Annotated in this window: 24 protein-coding genes; 14 read left to right on the top strand and 10 right to left on the bottom strand. The window is 72.2% G+C overall.

Annotation, left to right across the window (positions count from 1 at the left end; genetic code table 11):
- Positions 1-14: 14 nt before the first annotated feature.
- The 4 genes from ACTMMA_RS04160 to ACTMMA_RS04175 all read left to right on the top strand — a co-directional run bounded on the left by ACTMMA_RS04160 (position 15) and on the right by ACTMMA_RS04175 (position 2885).
- Positions 15-386, top strand: a complete 372-nt coding sequence (locus ACTMMA_RS04160) for a hypothetical protein (RefSeq protein WP_441188834.1) — start codon at positions 15-17, stop codon at positions 384-386.
- Between the two features lie 83 nt (positions 387-469).
- Positions 470-1906 (top strand): adenylosuccinate lyase, encoded by a 1437-nt coding sequence (gene purB / locus ACTMMA_RS04165; RefSeq protein ID WP_441188835.1) that lies wholly within the window; start codon positions 470-472, stop codon positions 1904-1906.
- A complete protein-coding gene (locus tag ACTMMA_RS04170; RefSeq protein WP_441188836.1) occupies positions 1903-2271 on the top strand; it encodes a barstar family protein in 369 nt (122 codons plus the stop codon). Before purB ends, ACTMMA_RS04170 begins: the two co-directional genes overlap by 4 nt.
- Positions 2268-2885, top strand: a complete 618-nt coding sequence (locus ACTMMA_RS04175; RefSeq protein ID WP_441188837.1) for a guanyl-specific ribonuclease — start codon at positions 2268-2270, stop codon at positions 2883-2885. Before ACTMMA_RS04170 ends, ACTMMA_RS04175 begins: the two co-directional genes overlap by 4 nt.
- A 447-nt stretch (positions 2886-3332) precedes the next feature.
- On the opposite strand, the gene ACTMMA_RS04180 is transcribed toward ACTMMA_RS04175, so the two are convergent.
- The gene (locus ACTMMA_RS04180; protein WP_441188838.1) at positions 3333-4217 is read right to left on the bottom strand and encodes a GNAT family N-acetyltransferase; all 885 of its coding nucleotides are present in this window, start codon (positions 4215-4217) and stop codon (positions 3333-3335) included.
- Positions 4218-4308: 91 nt separating this feature from the next.
- On the opposite strand from ACTMMA_RS04180, the gene ACTMMA_RS04185 reads away from it, so the two are divergent.
- The 3 genes from ACTMMA_RS04185 (at position 4309) to ACTMMA_RS04195 (ending at position 7247) form a co-directional block, all read left to right on the top strand.
- Positions 4309-4590 (top strand): metal-sensitive transcriptional regulator, encoded by a 282-nt coding sequence (locus ACTMMA_RS04185; protein WP_441189084.1) that lies wholly within the window; start codon positions 4309-4311, stop codon positions 4588-4590.
- 29 nt (positions 4591-4619) lie between these two features.
- Positions 4620-4898 carry a heavy-metal-associated domain-containing protein gene (locus ACTMMA_RS04190; RefSeq protein ID WP_441188839.1) on the top strand — a complete coding sequence of 93 codons (279 nt, stop codon included), beginning with the start codon at positions 4620-4622 and terminating at the stop codon, positions 4896-4898.
- A gap of 111 nt (positions 4899-5009) precedes the next feature.
- Positions 5010-7247 carry a heavy metal translocating P-type ATPase gene (locus ACTMMA_RS04195; protein WP_441188840.1) on the top strand — a complete coding sequence of 746 codons (2238 nt, stop codon included), beginning with the start codon at positions 5010-5012 and terminating at the stop codon, positions 7245-7247.
- A gap of 317 nt (positions 7248-7564) precedes the next feature.
- Here ACTMMA_RS04195 and ACTMMA_RS04200 read toward each other — a convergent pair whose 3' ends face one another.
- Both ACTMMA_RS04200 and ACTMMA_RS04205 read right to left on the bottom strand, forming a co-directional pair.
- On the bottom strand, positions 7565-8212 hold the full coding sequence (locus tag ACTMMA_RS04200) for a VOC family protein (RefSeq protein ID WP_441188841.1): 648 nt from the start codon (positions 8210-8212) through the stop codon (positions 7565-7567).
- A 78-nt stretch (positions 8213-8290) separates the two neighbouring features.
- Positions 8291-9121, bottom strand: coding sequence for a TrmH family RNA methyltransferase (locus tag ACTMMA_RS04205; RefSeq protein ID WP_441188842.1), 831 nt, complete (start codon positions 9119-9121; stop codon positions 8291-8293).
- A gap of 70 nt (positions 9122-9191) precedes the next feature.
- Between ACTMMA_RS04205 and ACTMMA_RS04210 the strand changes: the two genes are divergently transcribed.
- The 4 genes from ACTMMA_RS04210 to ACTMMA_RS04225 are packed head-to-tail and all read left to right on the top strand — an operon-like array spanning position 9192 to position 12540.
- On the top strand, positions 9192-9893 hold the full coding sequence (locus ACTMMA_RS04210; RefSeq protein ID WP_441188843.1) for a hypothetical protein: 702 nt from the start codon (positions 9192-9194) through the stop codon (positions 9891-9893).
- Entirely contained in the window at positions 9890-10525 is a 636-nt protein-coding gene (locus tag ACTMMA_RS04215) for a hypothetical protein (RefSeq protein ID WP_441188844.1), read from the top strand. Before ACTMMA_RS04210 ends, ACTMMA_RS04215 begins: the two co-directional genes overlap by 4 nt.
- Positions 10522-11154, top strand: coding sequence for a hypothetical protein (locus tag ACTMMA_RS04220; protein WP_441188845.1), 633 nt, complete (start codon positions 10522-10524; stop codon positions 11152-11154). Before ACTMMA_RS04215 ends, ACTMMA_RS04220 begins: the two co-directional genes overlap by 4 nt.
- A 3-nt stretch (positions 11155-11157) precedes the next feature.
- Positions 11158-12540, top strand: a complete 1383-nt coding sequence (locus ACTMMA_RS04225) for a hypothetical protein (protein ID WP_441188846.1) — start codon at positions 11158-11160, stop codon at positions 12538-12540.
- Positions 12541-12631: 91 nt separating this feature from the next.
- Here ACTMMA_RS04225 and ACTMMA_RS04230 read toward each other — a convergent pair whose 3' ends face one another.
- From ACTMMA_RS04230 to ACTMMA_RS04250, 5 genes are all read right to left on the bottom strand, one after another.
- Entirely contained in the window at positions 12632-13492 is an 861-nt protein-coding gene (locus ACTMMA_RS04230; protein WP_441188847.1) for an HAD family hydrolase, read from the bottom strand.
- Positions 13493-13624: 132 nt separating this feature from the next.
- Complete coding sequence (locus ACTMMA_RS04235; RefSeq protein ID WP_441188848.1) at positions 13625-14806, bottom strand: ABC transporter permease; 1182 nt, start codon at positions 14804-14806, stop codon at positions 13625-13627.
- Entirely contained in the window at positions 14806-15687 is an 882-nt protein-coding gene (locus tag ACTMMA_RS04240; RefSeq protein WP_441188849.1) for an ABC transporter ATP-binding protein, read from the bottom strand. The genes ACTMMA_RS04235 and ACTMMA_RS04240 overlap by 1 nt, the downstream gene beginning before the upstream one ends.
- Positions 15688-15787: 100 nt before the next feature.
- Entirely contained in the window at positions 15788-16480 is a 693-nt protein-coding gene (locus tag ACTMMA_RS04245) for a response regulator (RefSeq protein WP_441188850.1), read from the bottom strand.
- Positions 16477-17892, bottom strand: coding sequence for a sensor histidine kinase (locus tag ACTMMA_RS04250; protein ID WP_441188851.1), 1416 nt, complete (start codon positions 17890-17892; stop codon positions 16477-16479). The genes ACTMMA_RS04245 and ACTMMA_RS04250 overlap by 4 nt, the downstream gene beginning before the upstream one ends.
- Before the next feature lie 362 nt (positions 17893-18254).
- Between ACTMMA_RS04250 and ACTMMA_RS04255 the strand changes: the two genes are divergently transcribed.
- Entirely contained in the window at positions 18255-18485 is a 231-nt protein-coding gene (locus ACTMMA_RS04255) for a hypothetical protein (protein ID WP_441188852.1), read from the top strand.
- Between the two features lie 27 nt (positions 18486-18512).
- Here the strand turns inward: ACTMMA_RS04255 and serS are convergent, their stop codons facing one another.
- Positions 18513-19829: a serine--tRNA ligase gene (gene serS, locus ACTMMA_RS04260; protein ID WP_441188853.1), complete on the bottom strand. Its 1317-nt coding sequence runs from the start codon at positions 19827-19829 to the stop codon at positions 18513-18515.
- 55 nt (positions 19830-19884) lie between these two features.
- On the opposite strand from serS, the gene ACTMMA_RS04265 reads away from it, so the two are divergent.
- Positions 19885-20976 (top strand): diacylglycerol/lipid kinase family protein, encoded by a 1092-nt coding sequence (locus tag ACTMMA_RS04265; protein ID WP_441188854.1) that lies wholly within the window; start codon positions 19885-19887, stop codon positions 20974-20976.
- 120 nt (positions 20977-21096) lie between these two features.
- Here the strand turns inward: ACTMMA_RS04265 and ACTMMA_RS04270 are convergent, their stop codons facing one another.
- Positions 21097-21537: a DUF4446 family protein gene (locus ACTMMA_RS04270; protein WP_441188855.1), complete on the bottom strand. Its 441-nt coding sequence runs from the start codon at positions 21535-21537 to the stop codon at positions 21097-21099.
- 286 nt (positions 21538-21823) lie between these two features.
- Between ACTMMA_RS04270 and ACTMMA_RS04275 the strand changes: the two genes are divergently transcribed.
- Positions 21824-23965, top strand: a complete 2142-nt coding sequence (locus ACTMMA_RS04275; RefSeq protein WP_441188856.1) for a hypothetical protein — start codon at positions 21824-21826, stop codon at positions 23963-23965.
- The last annotated feature ends 57 nt before the right edge of the window (positions 23966-24022 follow it).

The raw sequence follows: 24022 nt of genomic DNA on the forward strand, positions 1-24022 counted from the left end.
ACCTGAGGAGTGACATGGAAGGCATGACCTGGCTCTGGCTGGCCATCGCGGCCGTCGTCCTGATCGCGATCATCGCGGCGGTGATGCTCGCGCAGCGGAGCAAGAAGCGCGATCTCGCCCGTGAGGAGGCTGGCCACATCCGCGAGCGTGCCCGCGGTGGTGAGACCTCCGTGGCGAGCGCCGAGAACCAGGCCAGCGAACTGCAGGGCCAGGCGCGTGACGCCCGCGCCGAGGCCGACCGTCTCCAGCAGGAGGCCGACCGTCTCGAGGGTGAGGCCCACGACGCGGTGCAGGCCGCCCGCGACGAGCGCGACCGGTTGACGGACGACTACGTCCGCGCCGACGAGATCGACCCGGACGTCGACACCCCGCGCCACCGCGACTGACCCACCGCTCCCCTCCCCGCCGGGCGGCCGGGGCAACCACACGCCGCGCCCGGTGGGGATGGGCGTGGTGGGAAGATGGGGGCATGCCGCTGCCCGTCGCCCGCACGCCCCTGTCCGACCTCGACCCCGTGATCGCCCTGGGGGCGCTCGACGGGCGCTACCGGGGAGCCGTCGCCCCGCTGGTCGACCACCTCTCCGAGGCCGCGCTCAACCGGGCCCGCCTGCACGTCGAGGTCGAGTGGCTGATCCACCTCACCGACAAGAGCGTGGTCCCCGGCGCCGACACCCTCTCCGCCGACGAGCAGGCCGCCCTGCGCGCCCTCGTCACCGACTTCGACGCCGCCGCGATCGCCGAGCTCAAGGAGATCGAGGCCGAGACCGTCCACGACGTCAAGGCGATCGAGTACTACCTGCGCCGCCGCCTCACCGACATCGTCGGCGACCAGCGGGCGGAGTCCCTCGGTGAGCTGGTCCACTTCGCCTGCACCAGCGAGGACATCAACAACACCTCCTACGCCCTCATGGTCCAGGGCGCGATCGAGGAGGCCTGGCTCCCGAAGGCCCGCGCCCTCGTCGAGCAGCTCTCCGGCATGGCGCGCGAGCTCGCCGACGTGCCGCTCCTGGCGCACACCCACGGCCAGCCCGCGACGCCGACCACGATGGGCAAGGAGCTGGCGGTGCTGGCCTGGCGCCTCACCCGGCAGCTCGAGAGGGTGAGCGGCACCGCATACCTCGGCAAGCTCAACGGCGCGACCGGCACCTACGGCGCGCACGTCGTGGCCGTCCCCGGCGCCGACTGGCAGGCGGTCAGCCGCACCTTCGTCGAGGGCCTGGGCCTGACCTGGAACCCGCTGACCACCCAGATCGAGAGCCACGACTGGCAGGCCGAGCTCTACGCCGACGTCGCGCGCTTCAACCGGATCCTGCACAACCTGTGCACCGACGTGTGGACCTACATCTCGATGGGCTACTTCGCCCAGGTCCGCGGCCAGGGCACCGTCGGCTCGAGCACCATGCCGCACAAGGTCAACCCGATCCGCTTCGAGAACGCCGAGGCCAACCTCGAGGTCTCCAACGCTCTCCTGGACGTGCTCGCCTCGACCCTCGTCACCAGCCGCCTGCAGCGCGACCTCACCGACTCCTCGATGCAGCGCAACATCGGCACCGCGCTCGGCCACAGCATGCTCGCCCTCGACAACGTCTCCCGGGGCCTCGCGGGTCTGGACGCCGTGCCCGAGGCGATGGCCAAGGACCTCGACGCCAACTGGGAGGTGCTCGCCGAGCCGATCCAGTCGGTCATGCGGGCGCTGGCCGCGCGCGGGGTCGAGGGCATGACCAATCCCTACGAGCGGCTCAAGGAGCTCACCCGCGGCCGCCGGATCGGTCAGCCGGAGCTGGTCGAGTTCGTCCGCGGCCTGGGTCTGCCGGACGAGGAGCAGGCGCGCCTGGTCGAGCTCACCCCCGCCACCTACACGGGCATCGCGGTGGACCTCCTCACGCACCTGAAGTCCGACGCGTGATCATCACCCAGCCGGAGAACGTCGCCTCGCTCGAGGCGAACCTCCGCGGGCGTGGGTATGCGGTCGCCACCGCCACCACGCCCGTCACCGGAGACTTCCGGGCGACGCAGGCGGAGATCGCGCGGGCGCTGCGCCTGCCCGAGAGCGCCGGGACCAACCTGGACGCGTTGGAGGACTCGTTGCGGGACCTGCCCGAGATCTGGGGCGGTCCGGTCGCGCTGCACTGGCAGGACGCCGAGACTCTGGCCCGCCACGACGGTCCGCGCTTCTGGATCCTGTGCGAGATCCTGGACGGCGCCGACATGCCGGTCATCGCCGGCGGCCAGCGGCGCCGCACGGAGGCCGAGCCGGAGGGTGAGGCGTGAAGCTCTCCCGTCCCGTCGCGCTGGGCATCCTGGCCCTGATCGCGATCCTGCTGCTGTGGCTGATGCTCAACCAGTCCGACGGCGGGGGCTCCGCCGAGAGCCCGACGTCCCCGACGGTCACCCAGGAGGGCCCGTCGCAGCCCACGATCGACCCGACCGAGGACTTCCAGACCTTCGACCCGGACACTCCCGAGGACTCGGGCGACGAGGAGACGAGCCAGGACGACGCGACGGGCGGGGGCTCCAGTCCGGCGGGCACGGGGCAGGACCAGGCCGGATCCGCCGACGGACCCGTGGGCATCGACACCCGCGACTGGGACGACATCGACGCCTGCCGTGACGGCGACCTGCCCGGCGAGCTGGACGAGGTGGCCGACGACGTCGAGGCGGGCGGCCCGTTCGACTACCCGCACAAGGACGGCTCGACCTTCCAGAACCGCGAGGCGCTCCTGCCCGACGAGGAACGGGGCTACTACCGCGAGTACACCGTCGAGACCCCCGGCTCCAGCGATCGCGGCGCACGCCGGATCATCACCGGTGGCGGGGAGACCGACCCGGAGGTCTGGTACTACACCGACGACCACTACCGCAGCTTCTGCGAGTTCGCCCCCTGAGGGTTGGAGTGGCCCTCTCGCCAGTGGCCACGACCATCACGGCCCCACTTCATGCGGGAAACCGACCTAGGTGCCGGTTATAACCGGCGTCTAGATAGAAAAGCCGCATGAAGTCGTCGATTCGGGCGTAGGCCGGATCTCCCCGTGCTCGGTCACGAGCTCCGCACCCGGCCGGCAAAGCGTGCCGCCCGGCCGGCAAATCGTCGCGCCCTCCTGGCAAAGGCTCCCGCCCGGCCGGCAAAGCGTCCCGCCCGCCTGGCCGAGCGTCTCGCCGACCTGGCGATAACCCCATGCCCCCCTACGGGTTTGCTCGTTGACAGCGAGCAAACCCGTAGGGCGCTCCGAGGTGGTCCGCTCAGTGCCGGATGAGCCAGCGGGACACTGCGATCTCGAGGAGGACCCGCGGGCCGTCGCCGGTGCCGCCCCCGCTGCTGCGAGCTCGCCTCTTCAGCCCTGGTAGGGCCGGCTCCGGTAGCCGACGAGAGCGCCGGCACGGGTGAAGCCGAAGGACTCGTAGAGGGCGACCGCCGCGGCGTTGTCCTCCTTGACCGTCAGGCTGACCTTGCCGTCGGACGAGGCGGCCAAGATCGTCCGGCCGACCGAGGCGAGCAGCACCTTGGACAGCCCTCGTCCGCGAGCGCCGGGCGCGATCGCGATGAAGTCGAGATAACCGCCGCCGTCCGCCTGCACCTCGGCCGAGGCATAGCCGAGCAGCTCCCCCGCACCGCCGTCCAGCACGAGGGTGATCCGCCCGTCGTCCTCGACGAGCTGTCGGCCTGTGGCATAGGTGCTGGGGAAGGCTTCGGTATGCAGTGCCGCCAGGGCCCCGGTGTCGTCCGGCGTGGCGCGGCGCGGCTGCGGGCCGGCCGAGCCGGCGTCGGGCCAGCCCTCGTCGCTCTCCGCTTCGTAGGCGATGTTGACCGCGCTGCGGTGCCAGCCCAGCCCCTCGGCCAGCGCCGCCATCCCGACGTGGGCGGGGTCGGCGCTCATCTCGTGGTCGTCGACGCCCTCGGGCGTCTGCGCGATCGCGGCCTCCAGCAGCGCCCTGCCGTGCTCGACCCACGTGGTCTTATCGCTCGTCCACGGGCCCTGCACCCAGCTGCGCCCGGTCTCCTCGTCCCAGTCCACCGCGACCGCCCCGACGACCTGGTCACCGCTCACCAGCACCCGCAGGGTCTCGGTCCACGGCGGCGTCAGGTCCTCCAGCTCGGCGCGGATCCCCTCCCGCTCCGTGCCGAGATAGGCGCACGCCCACGCCGGCGCCTGCTGGGCCGCGGTGATCAGGTCCAGGGCGGCCGGGACGTCGGCAGGACGAGGTGAGGAGATCGGCATACCGTGGAGCGTAGGTCCTGCGCACCCAGGTGTGCGAGCAGATTTCCGGACCGCACGGAATACCCCATGGGGGTATGCTGTTGGCATGGCTGTGAACGGCTACACCGGGTCCAAGGACGACTACCTCAAGCGGCTGCGCCGCGTCGAGGGGCAGATCCGCGGCATCGCCCGCATGGTCGAGGACGACGTCTACTGCATCGATGTGCTCACCCAGGTGAGCGCGGCCACCAAGGCGCTGCAGGCCGTGAGCCTGGGGCTGCTGGAGGACCACATCGGGCACTGCGTCGTCGAGGCCGCGGCGGAGTCGGAAGAGGCCAAGGCCGCCAAGGTCCGCGAGGCCTCGGCGGCCATCGCCCGCCTCGTGCGCAGCTGACCCACCCCATCCCCACCAGAGGAGAAATCATGAACCAGCCCGAGACCCCCCGCGCCGACCACGTCCAGGAGGCGGAGAGCCACAGCCAGGTCCAGACCACCAAGATGATCGTCTCCGGGATGACCTGCGGCCACTGCGTCGCGTCGGTCACCGAGGAGCTGAAGGAGGTCGACGGCGTCCTGGACGTGCGCGTCGACAACCTGGTCAAGGGTGGCGACACCGAGGTCTTCATCGACACCGAGGGTGTCCTCGACATCCCGGCGGCCGAGGCGGCCGTCACCGAGGCCGGCTACACCGGCCGCGTCTGAGACACCGCATCTGAAGACACCGCATCTGACACCGGCCGGGCGGCACGGACCCCGCCCGGCCGGACCCAGTGACACGAGACGCCCCGTCGGGCGCCGGATGAGGAACCAACGATGAGCACCACCAGCAGCCCTGCGCGCAGCACCGCCCCGGAGGCCGGCGACACCCAGCACGTCGACCTGGCCATCAGCGGGATGACCTGCGCGTCCTGCTCGGCCCGGATCGAGCGCAAGCTCAACAAGCTCGACGGGGTCGAGGCCAGCGTCAACCTGGCCACCGAGAAGGCGTCGGTCTCCTTCCCCTCGGCCCTGTCCGTCGCCGACATCGTGGCGACGGTCGAGAAGACGGGGTATGGGGCCACGCCCCTGGAGAAGGAAGGTCCCCGTGCTCCCGCGATGACGCACGACGTGGTGGGGCAGGGCTCGCTGCGGCTTCGGATGGTCGTGTCCACGGTGCTGGCGGCGATCATCGTCGTGCTGCACATGGTGCCGCCGGTGGCCGACGCACTCGGGATGACCGGGCACTGGCTGCAGCTGGCGCTGACCGCCCCGATCTATTTCTGGGCCGCCTGGCCCTTCCACCGCGCCGCGGCGATCAACGCCCGGCACGGCGCGTCCACGATGGACACCCTGGTCTCGGTCGGCACGACCGCGGCCTTCGCGTGGTCGGTGGTGGCGCTGCTGACCGGCTTCAGCCACGACATGTACTTCGAGACGGTGGCCGTGGTCACCGCCTTCCTCCTGATCGGGCGCTACATCGAGGCGCGCGCCAAGGACCAGGGCCGCTCCGCGCTGCGCTCGCTCATGGAGCTGGGCGCCAAGGACGTGGCCGTCCTGCGGCACGAGGCCGGCAGCGGCGCGTGGTCCGAGCACCGGATCCCGGTCGAGGAGCTGTCGGTCGGGGACCGCTTCGTGGTCCGTCCCGGCGAGAAGGTCGCCACGGACGGGCGGGTCGTGGACGGCTCGTCCACCATCGACGCCAGCATGGTGACCGGTGAGTCGATGCCGGTCGAGGTCGGCGCCGGCGACGAGGTCGTGGGCGCGACGGTCAACGGTCACGGCCGGCTGGTCGTGGAGGCCTCGCGCGTCGGCCGCGAGACCACCCTGGCCCGGATCACCGACCTGGTCGAGCAGGCGCAGACCGGCAAGGCGCCCGTGCAGCGGCTGGCCGACCGGATCTCTGCCGTCTTCGTGCCGGCGGTGCTGGTCATCGCGCTGGTGACCTTCGTGCTGTGGCTGCTCACCGGGCATTCGGTCGCCGAGTCGTTGGCACCGGCCGTCGCGGTGCTGATCATCGCCTGCCCCTGCGCCCTCGGCCTGGCCACCCCGACCGCCCTGCTCACCGGCACCGGCCGCGGTGCCGAGCTGGGCATCCTCATCAAGGGCCCGCAGATCCTGGAGTCGACCCGCAGAGTCGACACCGTGGTGCTGGACAAGACCGGCACCCTGACGACGGGCGAGCCGGTGCTGACCGAGGTGGCCACCGCAGGCTCCCTCCCGCAGGACGCCGCGCTCAAGGCCGCGGCCAGCGTCGAGACCGGCAGCGAGCACCCCGTGGCCCGTGCGATCGTCGACGGCGCCCGCGAGCGTGGGGTCGACCTGTCGCCGATCACCGGCTTCACCAACCTGCCGGGCCAGGGCGCCCGCGCCTCCATCAAGGGCACCGAGGTCACCGTCGGGCGACCGGCGCTCTTTGACGAGGTCGCCGAGGAGCTGCAGGCCGCGGTCGACGCCGGCACCGGCACGACCGTCCTGGTCGGCTGGGGCGGCACGGCCCGTGCGGCCATCACGGTCGCGGACACCCCGCGTGAGACCAGCACGGCGGCGGTGGCGCGACTGCGCGAGCTGGGGCTCACCCCATACCTGCTGACCGGTGACAACGAGCACACCGCCCGCCGCGTCGCCGAGGAGGTCGGGATCGACCCCGACAACGTCGACGCGGGCGTCATGCCGGAGGACAAGTTCGCCCACGTCAAGGCGCTGCAGGACCGGGGCCGGGTCGTGGCGATGGTCGGTGACGGGGTCAACGACGCGGCCGCGCTCGCCCAGGCCGACCTGGGCATGGCGATGGGCTCGGGCACCGACGTGGCCGCCGAGTCGGCCGACATCGTGCTCATGCGCTCCGACGTCGAGGCCGTGGCCGACGCGATCGGACTGTCCCGCAAGACGCTGAGGATCATCAAGGAGAACCTCGCCTGGGCGTTCGGCTACAACACCCTGGCGATCCCGCTGGCCGCCTTCGGGATGCTGACCCCGATGATCGCCGGCGCCGCGATGGCTTTCTCCAGCGTGCTCGTGGTGCTCAACAGCCTGCGGCTGAAGGGCTACGGGCGGGGCGACAGCACCACCTGACCGACCGGCGACACGGTCTGCTGCTGACCGTCGACACGGTCTGTCACGAGAAGCGGTGAGAAGTCCGCAGAGGACGGGAAACTATCCCGCCTCTGCGGACTTCTCGTTGCTCAAGGGGCGGCAGGACGTGTTCCCGGTGACCCTGGCCAGATCCGACAGCCGGAAAGTGATCCGTCGTCCGGAAAGAACCGGACGACGGATCACTTTCCGGCTGATGGATCTCGAGGGAGGCACGTGGTGACCAGACCACGTCGCCGGCCCGGTGGAGGGCGTGTTCCCGGTGGGGAGCAGAGTGTGTCCCCGGTCGCGGGAGACGCTCAGATGGTGACGGTGCCGTTCGGGGTCTCGAAGGTCACGTCGTAGAGGCACGGGCAGTCGTCGTCCTCGACGAAGCCGAACTCCACGGCCGACTCGAAGCTGCCCTTGGGAGCGTCGCTGATGCCCAGCCACTCGCGCACGACCGGGAAGTCGCCGCCCAGGGTCAGGCCGGTCAGCTTCGTCGCGTTGTCGTCCAGGCGGGAGGGACGGTCCTCGACGGGCGAGAGCCACTTGACGAAGAAGGGCAGGTTGGAGTGGTCGATGACGTTCTTGACGCCGATCTGGCGCCACGTGAGCTCGACGCCCTCGGGGGTGGTCCGGTTGCCGTCGGCGGCCTGCCGCCCCAGGCGCTCCTCGACCGCGGCGAGGTCGTCGACCGCGACGACCCAGGCCATCCAGCCGCCGCCCTTCTCGGAGCGGGCGCGCACGGCCTGACCGAACGGCGCCTTGTCGGAGGCGGGGTGGTCGAGCACCTCGACGACCTCGACGTAGCGGTCCTCGGCCAGCGGAAGGATGACGTTGCGCGTGCCGAATCTGGGGTGCACGCCCCCATCCCTGGGGGTGACTCCCAGCTGCTCCGCGAGGCGCTCGGCCGTCGCCTTCAGGCCCTCGGGGCCGGCGGCGTAGCTCACGTGGTCGATCCGCATGCCGTCATCGTGGCATATGGCCCTTTCGATCCCGACATCGGCCTCATCCGGTCCCACCCTCGAGGCCCCTGGGCGGGCTCAACCCCGCTGGCGCACCGCCTCGTAGAGCAGGATCGCCGCCGACGTCGCCACGTTGAGCGAGTCCGCCCGACCGACCATCGGGATCCGCACCCGGTGCGTCGCGGCCGCCATCAGCTCCTCGGTCAGCCCCTGCTTCTCCGTCCCGACCGCGATCGCCACCGGACCGGTCAGGTCCACGTCGGTGTGCAGCTGGTCCGTGGAGGGGGTCGCGGCCAGCAGGGGTATGCGGTGCTCCTCCAGCCACGCGAGGGTCACCTCGGTCGGGTCGCTGGCCACCGGGACCGAGAAGACCGTGCCCTTGCTGGCCCGCACCGTGTTGGGATTGCCCCAGTCGGTGACCGGATCGGCGGCGACGACGGCGGTGACCCCGGCGGCGTCCGCGGTGCGCAGGATCGCACCGAGGTTGCCCGGCTTCTCCACGCCCTGGCAGACGAGCAGCAGCGGGGCGTCCCCGAGCAGAGGCGTCAGGTCGGCGCAGCGGCGGCCAAGGGGGCTGCTGTCGACGACCGCCAGGAAACCGTCCGGCCCCTCCCGGTAGGCAGCTTTCTCGAAGGCCGGCCTGGACAGCTCGACCAGCTCGGTGCCGAGCGCCCCGACCCGACCGGGCAGGTCGTCGGCCAGGGCCTGCTGCCCCATGAGCGCCGGGCAGTAGAACAGGGTGAGCGGCACGATGCCCGCGTCGAGGGCGAGCCGCAGCTCCTCATACCCTTCGATCAGCGTGCGGCCCTGCTCCTCCCGGGTGCGCCGTCGGCGGAGCGCGGGCAGCGCCTTGACGCGCGGGTTGGCCGGTGAGGTGATGAGGCTGGGCACGGTGCCAGTGTCGCCCATCGGCGCCGCTGCACTAGATTGACCCGCTGTGGAGGGGAACCTCGAGCCGGAGACGGAGCGTCGGAGCGGCGTGCAGAAGATGCTTCAGGCTGCCAAGGACTGGGTCTTCGCCAGCCCGCGCAACGCCGGCACCACCGCGGTCGTCGCGGCGCTGCTGGTGACCGTGCCGTTCGGCGGGCTCGCGGCGGTCGAGGAGGAAGATCTGCCGCAGAGGCCGGTCGGGGAGGCGGTGGAGTTCGCGCCCTGGACGATCACGCTGGAGAAGGCGATCGTCGGGCCCGACCTCGGCGAGGGCTTCCTCACGATCGAGGGGCGCCAGCACATCCTCATCCTGGGGCACCTCACCACCACGGCCGACGTCACCGAGACCATGTCCGTGGGAGAGCTGCGGAACTCGTTCTACGTCAGCGCCGAGGATGTCGAGCTGGCCGACTTCGCCGGCAACCCGCTGAGCCCGGGGGGCACGCCGCCCCCGGAGGGCACGCCGACCTCGGGGGGCACGCTGCCGACGACGGGGACCGTCCACACGCTGGATCCCACCGTCGAGACGTTGTTGTCCGTGCCGCCAGGCCTGGGCTACGACATCGGCATCCACCTGACCACCACGGACCCCGTGCCGGAGCAGCTCCGGGTGGACCTGTGGACCAAGACCCACCGGCAGAGCTCCATCGAGGACACGATGCTGTGGACCGACGAGGTGCCCAGCGCGACGGTGATGGTCCCGACCGAGCGCTCCGGACCGGTCGTCGACCCGTTGGCGGAGGAGCCGTGAGCGCCCCGACCGCCGGGAGCCGGATCGCGGGGCGGTGGCTCGGGCCGGCGGGCAAGATCGGCTTCGTGGTCGCCGCGCTGGCCCTGGCTCAGGTGATCGGCGACCAGTTCCAGAACCCGATCGAGGAGGTCGCCGAGCCGCGCCTGCACACGGTGGCCGTCGGTGAGGGGGCGCACATGCGCGCGCTGGCCATCCAGGTGGAGGACGTCCGGCTGGGCACCGCGCTCGTGGACGACGACACCACCCTGCCCACCGGGGGCCTCTGGGTGGTCACCGACGTGACCTACACCCCGACCGTCAAGGACGCCGGGCTCCCGATGGCTCAGATCGTTGACGACGCGGGACGCACCTACCGCCAGACCCGGCTCGGCTCCTCCAGCTGCGGCAGCTCCATGCCCGACGTGCCGCTGTCCTGCTCGGTCGCCCTGGAGGTGCCGGTCGAGGCGCTCGAGGGGGCCCGGCTCCGGCTGGGGGCCAACGAGGACCCCCGCTACGACGACCTGCTCGACGTCGACCTGGGTCTGTCCGCCGCCGACGGCGAGGCCGCCGTCGCCGCCGCCGAGACGGTCGAGCTCCGGATGCCCGACCTGCCCCTGCCGCCGATCCCCTCCCTGGGTGGTGGCGACCGATGAGCACCTGGTGGCGCCGCAACCGCTGGGCCCTGCTGGCCCTGCCCGTCGTCTTGGCCCTGGCCATGGCGGCCGCCAGCTATCGCATCCTGACCAGCTGGAATCCCACCCACGCGACCGAGCCGGTGACCGCCGCGCCCGGCGGCACGGCCCACCTGGTGCAGGAGATGGAGGACGCCGGCGAGGGCTACACCATCGACGTCGTGCTCGGTGCCGGGCCGGTGACGCAGCCCACGACCGCCCCGGGCTACGACGCCGAGGAGCTGCCGATCCCGGAGGCCCCCGGCACCGTGGTCTGGCTCATCCCGCTGGAGGTCAGCGCGGATCCCCAGACGATCCTGCAGGGCTGCGGGCTGCGGCTGGTCGACGAGAAGGGGAGGGAAACCACATACTCCTCCATCCGCCCTGGCGTGGTCGGCCTGCCCTTCTCGCCCTGCGTGCCCCCGGAGACCCCCGGACCGGCCGCCGAGAGCGGTCTGGACATCCGGTCGGACCCGACTCCGCCGCGGCCGGAGACCTACACGGTGCCGATCTACTTCCGCACGTCCGAGGATTTCGTGCCCGTCCGGCTTGACGTGTCCTGGCAGACGCCCGTGTATGCGGCACTCGAGCTCAGCGTGGAAGGGGACTGAGCCGTGGGCGTGCTGCGTGAGATCGGACGCACCCTGGCCGGTGCGCTGGCCATCGTCTGGCAGGCGGTGCGCCTGCTCCTGGCCCACTGGCCGGTGCTGGTCGTGGTGCTGCTGCTGGGAGCGGCCGCGCGTGAGCTGGCGCTGTGGGGCTCCTTCGAGCTGAGCAAGGTCAGCCCCGTCGCCGCGACGATCACCGTCGCCCTGGCGCCGCTGGCCAGCGTGATCGCCCTGATCGTGGCCCTGCGCGTGCTGATGCCCTCGTTGGGCAGCGTCGCCGGGGACGAGGCCCGGATGCCGCTGCCCCGTCAGCTGGTCGTGGTCGGCAGCGCACTCGTCCCGTTCCTGGCCGTGTATGCGGCACAGGGCTACCTGCGCAAGGACTCGCGGCGCTTCGTCAACGAGGTCACCGTCGACGAGTTCAACAGCACCGACTTCTTCGCCGGCGAGACGATGGACGAGCGCACCTGGGCGGGGGCGTCGTGGGTGGTCACGGTCGCCATCATCGTCATCGCGCTCGTGCTGCGCTGGGGCCTGGACAGGTGGGGGCTGGCGCAGCGGCACTGGGGCTTCGGCTTCCTCGCCGGCTGGCTGGAGGCGCTGTGGCTGCTGACCATCGCCAAGGCGTTCAGCGCCGAGTGGGGCAAGGTCTGGGAGTGGATCCTGGACCGGCGCGGGGTGCACTGGCTGGTCGAGGGCTACGAGACGGTCGTGCGGGTGCTCGGCCCGGTCGGTGCCGCCGTCGACGGGGTGGTCGGGTGGCTGCTCGGCATCGCGGGACGGCTGGACACCCTCGTGGTCGTGCCGCTGGCGTGGCTGACCGTCGGCGCGATCGTCTACGGGCGGGAGCTGGGCAAACCGGCCGCGGCGCCCGACCTGGGGGACGTGCGCGAGCGGGTCGTGGGGTCGATCGAGGACGAGCGGGTCCGGCGTCGGCTCGAGCGGCTGCGGCGGCGTGCGGAGCTGGCGCGGCAGCGCGCCGAGGCGGTCAGGGCGCGGACCTCGATCGTGCCGGCCTGGCTCCGGGAGTGGCTGGCCCAGCCGGTGACCAGCGTGACCGGCCGGTTCTCCTCCCTGGGCAAGGGTCTGCTGACGCTCGTCCGGGCCGGGCTCATCCCGATGGTGACGCTGTGCCTGGTGCTGCTCGCCGGCCGCCGCGTCGGCAGCCTGGTCGCCGACCTCGCCCGCGCGGTCATCGGTCCGCTCGACCCCGCGTGGGGCGTAGCGATCTCGCCGATGATCGACGTCGTGCTGATGACGAGCAACACCCTCATCATGGTCGTCCTCATCGCCGCCGCGGTGGACCGCTTCCTGGCCCGGCCGGCGCAGGAGATCCGTGCGGAGTCGGAGCTCTCCGACGCCGCGGCCGACGGGACCGCGCCCGCCTGATCCGCTGCCGCAGCAGACCGTGTCGCCGGGCGCTCAGAAGGGCCGGCAGACCGTGTCGCCGGGCGCTCAGAAGGGGCGCCAGCTGCCCCGCTCAGAGCAGGGCGGCGGCGACCTCGTCGAGCGCCTCGGCCAGGCCGTCCTCCTCGACCGTGCCGGTCATCAGGTCGGCCGCCTCGACGACCTCGGGCGGCGCCTGACCCATGGCGTAGCCACGGGCGGCCCAGGTGAGCATCTCCAGGTCGTTGCGCTGGTCACCGGCGGCGACGGTGCGGTAGGGCTCGACCCCCAGCCGACGTCGCACCTGCTCCAGGGCCGAGGCCTTGGAGACGCCCTCGGGCGCGAGGTCGAGCCAGGCGCTGTAGCCCACGGCGTAGGACACCCCGTGCAGGCCGATCCGGTCGACCATCTCCGCGAAGGCCTCCGAGGTCGAGCTGGGGTCGCGGAAGGTCACGCGGGTCGCGGGGTGGGCCACCAGCTCCTCCATCGGCACGAGGATCTCCTCCCCCCAGAGCTCTCCTTGGGGGAAGGGCCTGGCCACCTTGAACCCGACCCCGATCTCCTCGACGGCGATGAGCACCTCGGGCATCTCCTGCCGGATGAGGGAGACGGCCGGCGCGGGGTCGAATGTGACGACCTCCTCCAGCCGGTAGCCCTCCTCGGTCTCCGGGTCCACGACCACGGTGACGGCACCGTTGGAGCACACCGCATAGCGACCCGGGGTCATCAGACCCAGCTGCTCCATGACCGGCAGGGTCGCGATGACCGAGCGCCCGGTGGCGATGACCACCTCGACCTGGGGGTGGTCGTCCATCGCCCGGATCGTCCGCGCCACCCGCTCCGAGAGATGCCCGTCGTGGTGCAGGATCGTGCCGTCGACATCGAGGGCGATGAGGAGCGGCAGGTCACGCACAGGATGCCGGTGCGCACCGGCGAGATTCTCGTGGGTGGTCACACCGGCACCCTAGCGACCGGTGCGGGCGCCGTCCGGCAGTGGCACCTGAAGGCCCCTACGGGTTTGCTCGCCCACAGCGAGCAAACCCGTAGGGGGATCAGAGGCACCCCGGCCCGCGGCCGGGAACCTCCCTCACGACTCCTTGGCCATCAGCGCCTTGCGCCAGGTCAGCGTCCCGGAGGTGTGCATCACCGACCGCTGGTAGAGACGGGCACCCACGCGGATCGTCAGGTAGCAGAACGCGATGACCAGCAGCAGCGCCACGACCGGCTCCCACCACTCGGTCTTGCCCTCCAGGATCCGCATCGGCATCAGGATGGTGGACAGCACCGGGACGAAGGAGCCGATCTCGCGCCAGGTGCCCTGCAGGTTGATCCCGACCACGAAGACCAGGACCAGCACCATCGTCAGCGGCATCGTCGTGGACTGCAGGTCCTCGTTGCGGGAGGCCAGCGACCCGGCCGCCGCCCAGATGCAGGCCAGGGCCAGGAAGCCCAGGACGAAGAAGGGGATGTACCAGGCGATCCCCTCCACCAGCCCCGGCAGGGCGATGTCGAAGTCGGTGAAGGTCAGCCCGATCAGACCGGCGGCCACGATGAGCACCAGCTGGCCCAGCGCGAGCACAGTGTTGCCGACGACCTTGCCGAAGAGCAGCGAGCGGATCGGCACGGCGGCGGCCAGGATCTCCACCAGGCGCGACTGCTTCTCCTCCACCACGCTGGTGGCGATCTGCATGCCGAACATCAGCGAGGACATGTAGAAGAGCGCGGCGAAGACCATGCCGAGGATGAAGGCCATGAAGCCGTTGCCGCCGTCCTCCGTCTCGGTCAGGTCACGGGTCGTCAGCGCGGTCCCCTCCATCAGCGAGCCGACGTCGGTGCCGGCGGCCTCGGCGTTGGCGGTCAGGGCCTGCGTGCGGACGACGTCCCCGACGAGCGCGGACAGCTGGGCGTTGGTGGGGCCCTCGTCGACCAGCTCCCAGCCCTCGGCCGTCTTGATCAGGCCGTAGTCGACCTCGCCGGAGCGGGCGGCCGCCTCGACCGCGGCCGCGTCGCCGAGCTCGGTGGCGCTGAGGGAGGCCCCCTCGTCCGAGGCCTTGGCGGACTGCTCGGCCTGCTGCACGATGGCGGTCCCCTCGGCGCCCTCGACGCCGAGCTTGTAGGACATCGAGCCGCCCCCGATGAAGCTCTGCGCGAGCAGCACGGCCAGCAGCAGGAAGATGGTCAGGCCGGTCGACATCAGGAAGTTCTTGTCGCGCAGTCGGACCTGGATCTCGCGGGCCGCGACGAGCGGCCAGGCGGCGTTCTGCTTCATCAGACGGCCACCTCTCGGTAGATCTCGGACAGGGTCGGGCGGATGCGGCTGAACTCCCGCACCCCGCCGCGGGCGACGGCGTCGGCGAGCAGACGCTCCGCCACCGCCTCGCTCTCGGGCTGGATCAGGACGCTGGGGCCGTCGAGGTCGATGACCTCGATGCCGGGCGTCCCGCGCACCCACCCGGTGTCGTTGGTGGTGGTCAGGCGGTAGCGCAGCGGCGCGTTGGCCCGGAGCTCCTCGGAGGTGCCGCGAGCGACGACCTTGCCGTGGTGCAGCACCACGATCGAGTCGCAGAGCCGGTCGACCAGGTCGAGCTGGTGGGAGCTGAAGAGCACCGGCACGCCGCGGGAGGTGTGCTCGCGCAGCAGCTCGCTCATCTGGTCCACCGCGGCCGGGTCCAGGCCCGAGAAGGGCTCGTCCAGCACGAGCATCAGCGGGTCACCCAGCACCGAGGCGATGATCTGTGCCCGCTGCTGGTTGCCCAGCGACAGCTCCTCGACCTTGCTCTTGAGCCGCTCGCCCAGGCCGAACCGCTCGAGCAGGTCGGTCGAGCGGGCGCGGGCGTCCGCGGCGCTCATCCCGTGCAGCTGGCCGAGGTAGGTCAGCTGGCCCAGCACGGGCTGCTTGGGGTAGAGGCCCCGCTCCTCGGGCATGTAGCCGAACCGGGTGCGCACGTCGCGGCCCGCGGGTCGGCCGTCCCAGAGCACCTCCCCCTCGCTGGGCGCGAGCACCCCCATGATCATCCGCATCGTGGTGGTCTTGCCGGCGCCGTTGCCGCCGACGAAGCCCACCATCCGACCTTCGGGCACCTCGAAGGTGACCCCGTCGGTGGCGAGCACGTCGCCGAACCGGCGGGTGAGGTTCTTGACCTCGAGCATGTGCGTTTCCCTTTCGTCGATCTCGTGATCCACGCTATGCGGGAGGGCCCGACGCCACATCGGGCGCACGGGCGAGATCCGCCCTCCCCCCTGAGACGGATCAGGCCTGCGGCCGCACCAGCCCGGCCTCGTAGGCGGCGATGACCGCCTGCACCCGGTCGCGCACCCCGAGCTTGGCCAGCACGTTGCTGACGTGCGTCTTCACGGTCGCCTCGCTGACGAACGCCTCGGCGGCGATCTCGGCGTTGGACAGGCCGCGCGCGAGCAGGGCCAGCACCTCACGCTCGCGCTCGGTCAGCTGCGGCAGGGGTATGGGGCCACTCCCCTCCCCCTCCTCCCCCGCCCCGGGTGCGCCCTGGGTGGGTGCGGTCATCCGCGCGATGACCCGCATCGTCACCTCCGGCGCCAGCAGGGCGTGGCCGTGGGCGACCTTGCGGATGGCATCGACGAGGTCGTCGGGGTCGGTGTTCTTGAGCAGGAAGCCGCTGGCCCCGGCCTCGAGGGCGTCGAAGAGATAGTCGTCGCGGTCGAAGGTGGTCAAGATGACGACCTTCGTGCCGGGGTGCGAGGCGACGACGCGGCGCGTGGCCTCCACCCCGTCGAGCACCGGCATCTGGACGTCCATGAGCACCAGGTCGGGCCCCAGCTCCGCCACCGCGTCGAGCGCGGCCGCGCCGTCGGTCACCTGCCCCACGACCTCGATGTCCGGCTCGACCGACAGGATCATCGCGAAGCCCTGCAGCAGCAGCGGCTGGTCGTCGACGAGCAGGACCTTGATGACGTCTCCCCTCACCCGGAGATCCTCTCACCCTGGGCCAGTGCCGCACGACGGTCGGCGTCGCCGCGACCCTCGAGCGGGAACCACACCCGCACCCGCCAGCCCCGCGCGCCTACGCGAGGGCCGGCCTCGACCCCGCCGCCGAGGTGCTGGGCCCGCTCCCGCATCCCGCGCAGGCCCAGGCCGGTCCCGGACGTCCCGGCCCGCTGGGTGCCGTCGTCGACGACCTCCACCTCGAGCTGGTCGGCCTCCTCGTCGACCCGCACCACGGCCTGGACCAGCCGGGCGGTCGAGTGCTTGTGGACGTTGGCGATCGCCTCCTGGACGATCCGGTAGGCCGAGAGCTGGACCGGCGGCGGCACCCGCCCCGCCGCTCCGGCAGACGACTCGACCAGCCGTACCGACACCTCGCAGGTCGGCGTGCTCGAGCTGTCGGCGAGCGCGGCCAGGTCTGCCAGGGTCGGTTGAGGTGCGCGGTGGGCGGAGACCGAGGTGGAGGGAGGCTGCATACCCTGCCCTCCGTCGTCCTGAGGGTCCACGTCGTCGCTGCGGAGGGTCCCGAGGAGGTCGCGCATCTGGCCGACGGCCTCGCGGGAGGAGCGCTCGACGGCCGCGAGCGCCGAGGCCGCCGCCTCCGGGTCGCGCTCGAGCACGCGCCGCCCCGCCGCGGCCTGGACGCCCATGACCGAGACGTGGTGGGCGACGACGTCGTGCAGCTCGCGGGCGATCCGCAGGCGCTCGGCGACGACCGCCTGGTCCCGCAGGCGGGCGGACTGGGAGGTGATCGTGCGGGCCTGGTCCTCGACCTGCGCCGTGTGACGGGCCCCGCGCCAGGCGAGCTGACCGAGGATGATCGCCCCGCCGAAGAACAGGCTGTTGTTGAGCAGCATGAAGACGAACCAGGCCACCGGCACGGAGAACAGGCCGATCTGCTCGGGCACGTCCTCGGCGAAGCGGCGCAGCAGCTCCTCGGTCCCGCTGCTGGCGGCATAGCCCCAGGCGACCCAGCCGACCATCAGCGCCAGCACGACGGCGATGGCGGCCTGGATCGCGCGGCGGTCGCGGGCCCAGGCCATCCCGGAGAAGATGAGGAAGAAGTAGAGGACCTGCATCGGCAGGGTGCTCATCGTCATCGGCAGGAGCAGCCCGGTCACGGTCATGTGCAGCCCGCTGGCGGCGGTGACCAGCACGGGGTGGGTGCGCCGGAAGGCGACGAGGGCGACGGCGGACACGAGCGCGGCATACTGCCACCCGCTGCCGTGCGACTCGTCGACGAAGGCGCCGAGGCTGCGCATGCTCTCCTGGCCCAGCGCGACGAGGAGCATCGCGCCGAGCGCGAGCCGCACGTCGACCCGGCGCTCGCGGGGCGTGGGTGCGGGGCGCTCCCAGTCTGCGTCGACCCCGAACCAGCTGTCGATCCTGCTCATCCCTCCAGGGTAGGAGCGGCCAGGGCGCCGGCGCCTCCCCCGCAAGACCTCATCCTTGCGACGTAGGCGCCGTTGGTGTCGAGGGATGCTCGTCCACGACCTCGTGCTCCTCGGCGCCACCCTGACCCGCCCGGACCAGGCCCTGCTGGGCACCGGCGTGGCCGTCGCCGCGCTCTCCGAGCTGTCCCGGCGCGAGCTGGTGCAGGTCACGCCGGGCGGCGTCGTGCGCCTGCTCCGGCGGGAGGGCACCGGGGAGCCGATCCTCGACGACGTGCTCGAGCGCCTCGAGCGGATGGGGCCGGGCGAGCCGCGCCGCCCTCGACGACCGCCGCGTCGAGACCCTTCGTCAGCGCCTGGTGGACGTGCTCACGGGAGAGAAGGGGGCCGACCCCGACACCGGACCCCTGCTGCCGATGCTCCACGCCATGTCCTGGGTGTATGCGGTCACGCGCCCGGCCCTGCCCGCCGGCTGGGACCGTGGCCAGGTCGAGCGTGCCGGGGCGGGTCGGGGCGGCACGTCCTGGCTGGCCGAGCCGCTGCGCGCCCACCTGACCGGGCAGGGCGGGGCCACCGCCGTCATCGGCGGCGTCTAGGACCGACCCGAGAACCGACCTGGCGGACTACTGCAGCTCGGTCAGGCGCGCCGTCTGGCCGGGGCCGCCCACGGGGTGGAGCACGTCGCGACCGCCCAGGAACGGCCGCAGCGCCTCGGGCACGTGGATCGAGCCGTCGGCCTGCTGGTGGTTCTCCAGCAGCGCGATCATCGGGCGGGTGTTGGTCAGCGCGGTCCCGTTGAGGGTCGCCACGATCCTGGTGCCGCCACCCTGCGGGTCCCGCTCGCGGATGGACAGGCGGCGGGCCTGGAAGGTGGTGCAGTTGGAGGTCGAGGTGAGCTCGCGGTACTTGCCCTGGGTCGGGATCCACGCCTCGCAGTCGAACTTGCGCGCGGCCGGGCCGCCCAGGTCGCCGGCGGCGACGTCGATGACGCGGTAGGGCAGCTCGAGGGCGTCCAGGATGCGGCGCTCGACGCGCAGCAGGTTGGCGTGCTCCTCCACGGCGTCCTCGACGCGGCAGTAGACGAACATCTCCGTCTTGGTGAACTGGTGCACCCGGAAGATCCCCCGGGTGTCCTTGCCGTAGGAGCCGGCCTCGCGCCGGTAGCAGGTGGAGGTAGCCGCATACCGGAGAGGACCGGCCGACAGGTCGAGGATCTCGTCGGCGTGCAGGCCGGCGAGCGCCACCTCGGAGGTGCCGGTGAGGAAGAGGTCGTCGGCCTCCAGGCGGTAGACCTCGTCGGCGTGCGCGTCGAGGAAGCCGGCGCCGGCCATCGTCTCGGGGCGCACGAGGGTGGGGACCGTGACCGGGACGAAGCCCTCGTCCTGGGTGATCTGCTGCGCCAGGCCCATCAGCGCCTGGTCGAGCTGGGCGCCGACGCCCATGAGGTAGTAGAAGCGGGCGCCGGAGACCTTCGCGCCGCGCACGGTGTCGATCGCGCCGTGCAGCTCGCCGAGCTCGAGGTGGTCGCGCGGGGTGAAGCCCTCCGCCTCGAAGTCGCGCGGCGTGCCGACGTGCTCGAGCACGACGTAGTCGTCCTCGCCCCCGACCGGGACGCCGTCGATGATGACGTTGCCGATCCGACGCATGGCCGCGTCGCGCTCCTGCTCGGCGGCGTTGGCGTCGGCCTCGAGGGTCTTGACGCGGGCGGCGAGGTCCTTGACCTGCGCGAGCAGCGCCTGCTTCTCCTCACCCTGGGCCTGGGCGACCTGCTTGCCGAAGGCCTTCTGCTCGGCGCGCGCGCTCTCGAAGCCGGACAGCGAGGCGCGGTGACGCTCGTCGGCGGACAGGACGGCATCCACCAGCCCGGGGTCCTCGCCGCGCGCCTGCTGGCTGGCGCGGACGCGGTCGGGATCGGCTCGGAGCTCGCGGATGTCGATCATGGGTCCAAGCCTACTGGCGCGGAACTACCGGTTTCCGGCGACTACGGTGGGGGGTATGGAGAACGCGCGCACCTCGGGTGCTGTCGGGGGCACGGACCGGGACCACCAGGGGGATGGTGGCCGCCGCACGGTGGCCATCGTGGTGAACCCCACCAAGTTCGAGCAACCCGACCGGGTGAAGGGGCGGGCGCAGGAGATCTGCGGCCGTCACGGCTGGGAGCTGATGTGGCTGGAGACCACGGCCGAGGACACCGGCACCGGCCAGACCCGGGAGGCGATCGAGGCCGGGGTGGACCTGGTCTGCCCGCTGGGCGGGGACGGGACGGTGCGCACGGTGGCCAGCGAGCTGGCCGGGGGCGAGGTCCCGATGGGCCTGCTGCCCGGTGGGACCGGCAACCTGCTGGCCCGCAACCTCGAGCTGCCCGTCGACTCGCTCGAGCGGTGCCTGGAGATCGCGCTGACCGGCCAGGACGTGCCGATCGACACATGCAGCCTGGACCTGGTGCGGCCCACCAGCGCGCAGCTGGCCGCCCGCTTCGAGGACGAGACCGACCCCGCGGAGAATGTCGACTTCGACGACGCGGTGGACGACCGGTCCTCCGAGGACGTGCGCGAGCGGCACACCTTCCTGGTCATGGCCGGGCTCGGCTTCGACGCAGAGGTCATGGCCGGCGCGCCGGAGAAGCTCAAGGCCCGGATCGGCTGGCCGGCCTACCTGGTCGCCGGGCTGCGCCACCTCAAGGGCCCGCAGTTCACGATCGCGCTGAAGATCGACGGCGAGGAGCCGCTGCGGCGGCGCGTGCGCAGCGTCATGGTCGGCAACGTCGGCAAGCTGATGGGCGGGATGGAGCTGCTGCCCGACGCCCTCGCCGACGACGGCACCGCCGACGCGGTCCTGCTCTCCCCCGAGGGGATCGTGGGCTGGGCGGCGATGGTCGGCCAGCTGGCGACCCGGCAGCACTTCGGCCACTCCCGCGTCGATCACTTCCAGGGCCAGGAGATCCGCGTGGTCTCCGACAAGCCGGTCGAGATCGAGCTGGACGGCGACACCATGGGCTCGGCCATCGCGATGCGCGTCATGGTGCAGCCCGGCAACCTCGTCGTCCGGCTGCCCTACGGCCGTCAGGGGACCGCTGACGGAGCTTGACCGGTCCCCGAGGAGATCGACGCGCTGGAGTAGCTCCCGGCGGGCGGTCTCACAGGAGGTGGCTCAGTCGGTGGAGGAGGTGGGTCAGTCGGTGGAGGCTCAGTCGGTGGAGGAGGTGGGTCAGTCGGCCGAGCCGGTCCTGGCCGCGTCCAGCGCCTGCCGCTCCTCGGGGGTGAGCACGACCTCACCGTCACCGCCGACGATCCCCTTGGCGTAGGTCCGGCTCTCCCCGCGCGCATGGATCGACGAGATCACCAGCCCGTCGCCCTCGTCGTCGACGATCGCGGCGCTGAACGACATCCGCCCGCCCATGTCGCCGAACGCGTCGTACCTCACCACCGCCACGTGCCGCAGCGCCTGCGTCAGGTCCCCCCTCACCCGGGCGAGCTCGGACTCCAGCCCGTCGAGGCGCTCGTGCGGGGTGCTCGTCGGTGTCCCGGCCTCGACCATCCGCGTCAGCCGCCGGTCGACGACGCGCAGCCGCTGCCAGGCGATCACGGCCAGCAGCAGCGCCAGCGCGGCGACGCCGGCAGCGATCCACGCGATGAGGTTCGGGTCCACGCCCAGAGCGTATGCCTTCGCACACCTTCCCCCACCACATCACCCTCCCCGCCCCCATCACGCCCCCTCCGAGCACCATCACGCCCCCTCCGAGCCCCCTACGGGTTTGCTCGCTGTGGGCGAGCAAACCCGTAGGGGCCGAAGGGCGTCTTCCCGTGTCCCTCGTGCGCCGTCTCCCCCGGCCGTGTCCCGCCCGTCGGACGAATCCGCCCGAGGTGTCGTGACACGATGCCTTGCATCAACCGCCCGGTCACCTTCGCCGGGCTCGACGGGCAGGAGGCGGGGTATGCGGTCACGCACCCGGGTGCAGGCGTGGGCCCTGGTGGCGCTCGTCCTGGTCTCGTGGCTGGTCGCACTGGTGCTCTCGCCCGGACGGGCCGCCTCACCGGCGTCGGTGGACGAGCAGGCCCAGCAGGCGCTCCTCGCCGGCCCGGACGCTCCCGTCGTGGTGGTGGGGGTCCCCGGCCTGACGTGGGACGTGATCGACCCGAGCAGCACGCCGACCCTGGACGCGATCGCGCACAACGGGGCGACCGCTGCCCTGGTGCTGCGCGGTCAGCACGAGGTGACGTGCGCGGCCGACGCCTGGCTGACGCTCGGGGCGGGGCAACGGGCGGGCACGGACCTGATCGGCTGCGGCGAGGAACCCGAGGGTGTCGTGGCCCCCGATCTCGTCAGCGAGGACGGGCTGATCCAGCCCGGGCGCTGGGAGGTCTGGCGTGAGCGGGCGGCCGCACGTCCGATGGCGCCACAGCTGGGCAGCCTGGCGGCGACGCTCGAGGGGGCGGGCTGTGTGGCGGCATACGGACCTGACGCCGCGATCGCGGCGGCGGACGGGGAGGGGCGCGTGGCCGCATACCGGGCAGAAGGTCTTGTGCCGCAGGCAGAACCGCGGCGGATCGACCCGGACCTGGACGTGCCCCCGCTCGACGGGAGCTGCCGGCTGCACCTGATTTCGACACCCCCGGTGCTCGAGGGTGATCGGTCGGGCCAGCTGCCGCAGATCGATGCGGGGCTGGCGCAGCTGCGCGACCAGCTGCCGCGCGGGTCGCGGATCGTGGTGGCGGGGATGGGGCATACGGCGGGGCGGGCCGAGGCGATGGCGCTCATGGTCGCGACCGCGTCGGACGCCGGGGCGCACACGCTGACCTCGACGTCGACGCAGCAGACCGAGCTCGTGCAGCTGACCGACCTGACCGTGGCGCTGCACCAGATCCTCGGGCAGGACTGGGACGAGGACGTGCTGGCCGGTGGCGAGCTGCGGCTGCTGGCGCCCGGGCAGGACCCGGTGGGCGACGCGGAGAGTCTGGCGGCCGCGGTGAGCTGGGCCAAGAAGCTGGCGCCGTGGGTGCTGGGGGCACTGTTCGCGGTGCTGCTGCCGGCCCTGGGCGGGACGCTGGCGGCGCGTGCGTGGGCGTGGGTGGCCGGGCTGGCGACGATCGCGATGGCCGTGCCCGCCGCGACCTTCCTGGCCGGGCTGGTCCCGTGGTGGCGGACCGGGCAGCCGTGGCCGATGCTGACGCTCGTGGTGCTCCTGGCGGCGATGCTGATCGCGGGGATCGCCTGGGCCGGGCCCTGGCGCAAGCACCGGATCGGGCCGCCCGCGGTGGTGGCCGCGGTGACGATGGCGGTCCTGGGCGTGGACGTGCTCACGTCGTCGAGGATGGGGCTGGTCTCGGTGCTGGGGCTGCAGCCGGTGACGGCGGGCAGGTTCTACGGGCAGGGCAATGTCGGCTTCGGGATCATGCTGGGCGCCTTCCTGGTGGTCGCCGCCGCGCTGGTCGCAGCCCTGACCGCGCGCGAGCGAGAGGGCCGGGGGGTGGAGGCGGCGCTGGCCGTCGGTGTCCTGGGGCTGTCCGCCGTGGCCGTCAACGCGGCGCCGCAGGCTGGGGCCGACTTCGGCGGGGTGCCGGCGCTGGTCATCGCCACCGGCCTGATGGTGCTGGCCGCGCTGCAGGTCCGTTGGTCGTGGCGCTCGATGGCGCTGCTGGGGCTGGCCGGCGTCGTCGTCGCCGGCGCGGTGATGGTCGCCGACTGGCTGCGGGGGCCGGGTTCACGGACACACCTGGGTGACTTCGTGCAGGCGATCCTCGACGGCGAGGCGCTGGGGATCGTCGGGCGCAAGCTGGGGCAGAGCCTGGGGATCCTGGTGAACTACCCGGCGACGTGGGCCGCGGTGCTGGCCCTGGCCGCGTTCGGCCTGGTGGTCGTCGCCCGTCCGCGCTGGTCGGCACGTCTGTGGCAGCTGCCGGGGGTGCACGCCGCGGCGCTGGCGGGCCTCATCACGATGGCGATCACCTGGGCGATGAACGACTCCGGCATCGCGGCCGTGGGCCTGACCCTGACGATGCTGGTCACCGCCGCGATCGCGCTGATGGCGCGTCGGCGGCTGGGTGAGAGCGCGCAGCAGGACGCTAGGCACGCCTGAGAGGCGGACCCTCAGAGCTGGGACGGCGGAGGCCCTCAGAGGTGGTGCCAGGTGCCG

Source organism: Ornithinimicrobium panacihumi (assembly GCF_052073805.1).
Taxonomy (GTDB): Bacteria; Actinomycetota; Actinomycetes; order Actinomycetales; family Dermatophilaceae; genus Ornithinicoccus; species Ornithinicoccus panacihumi.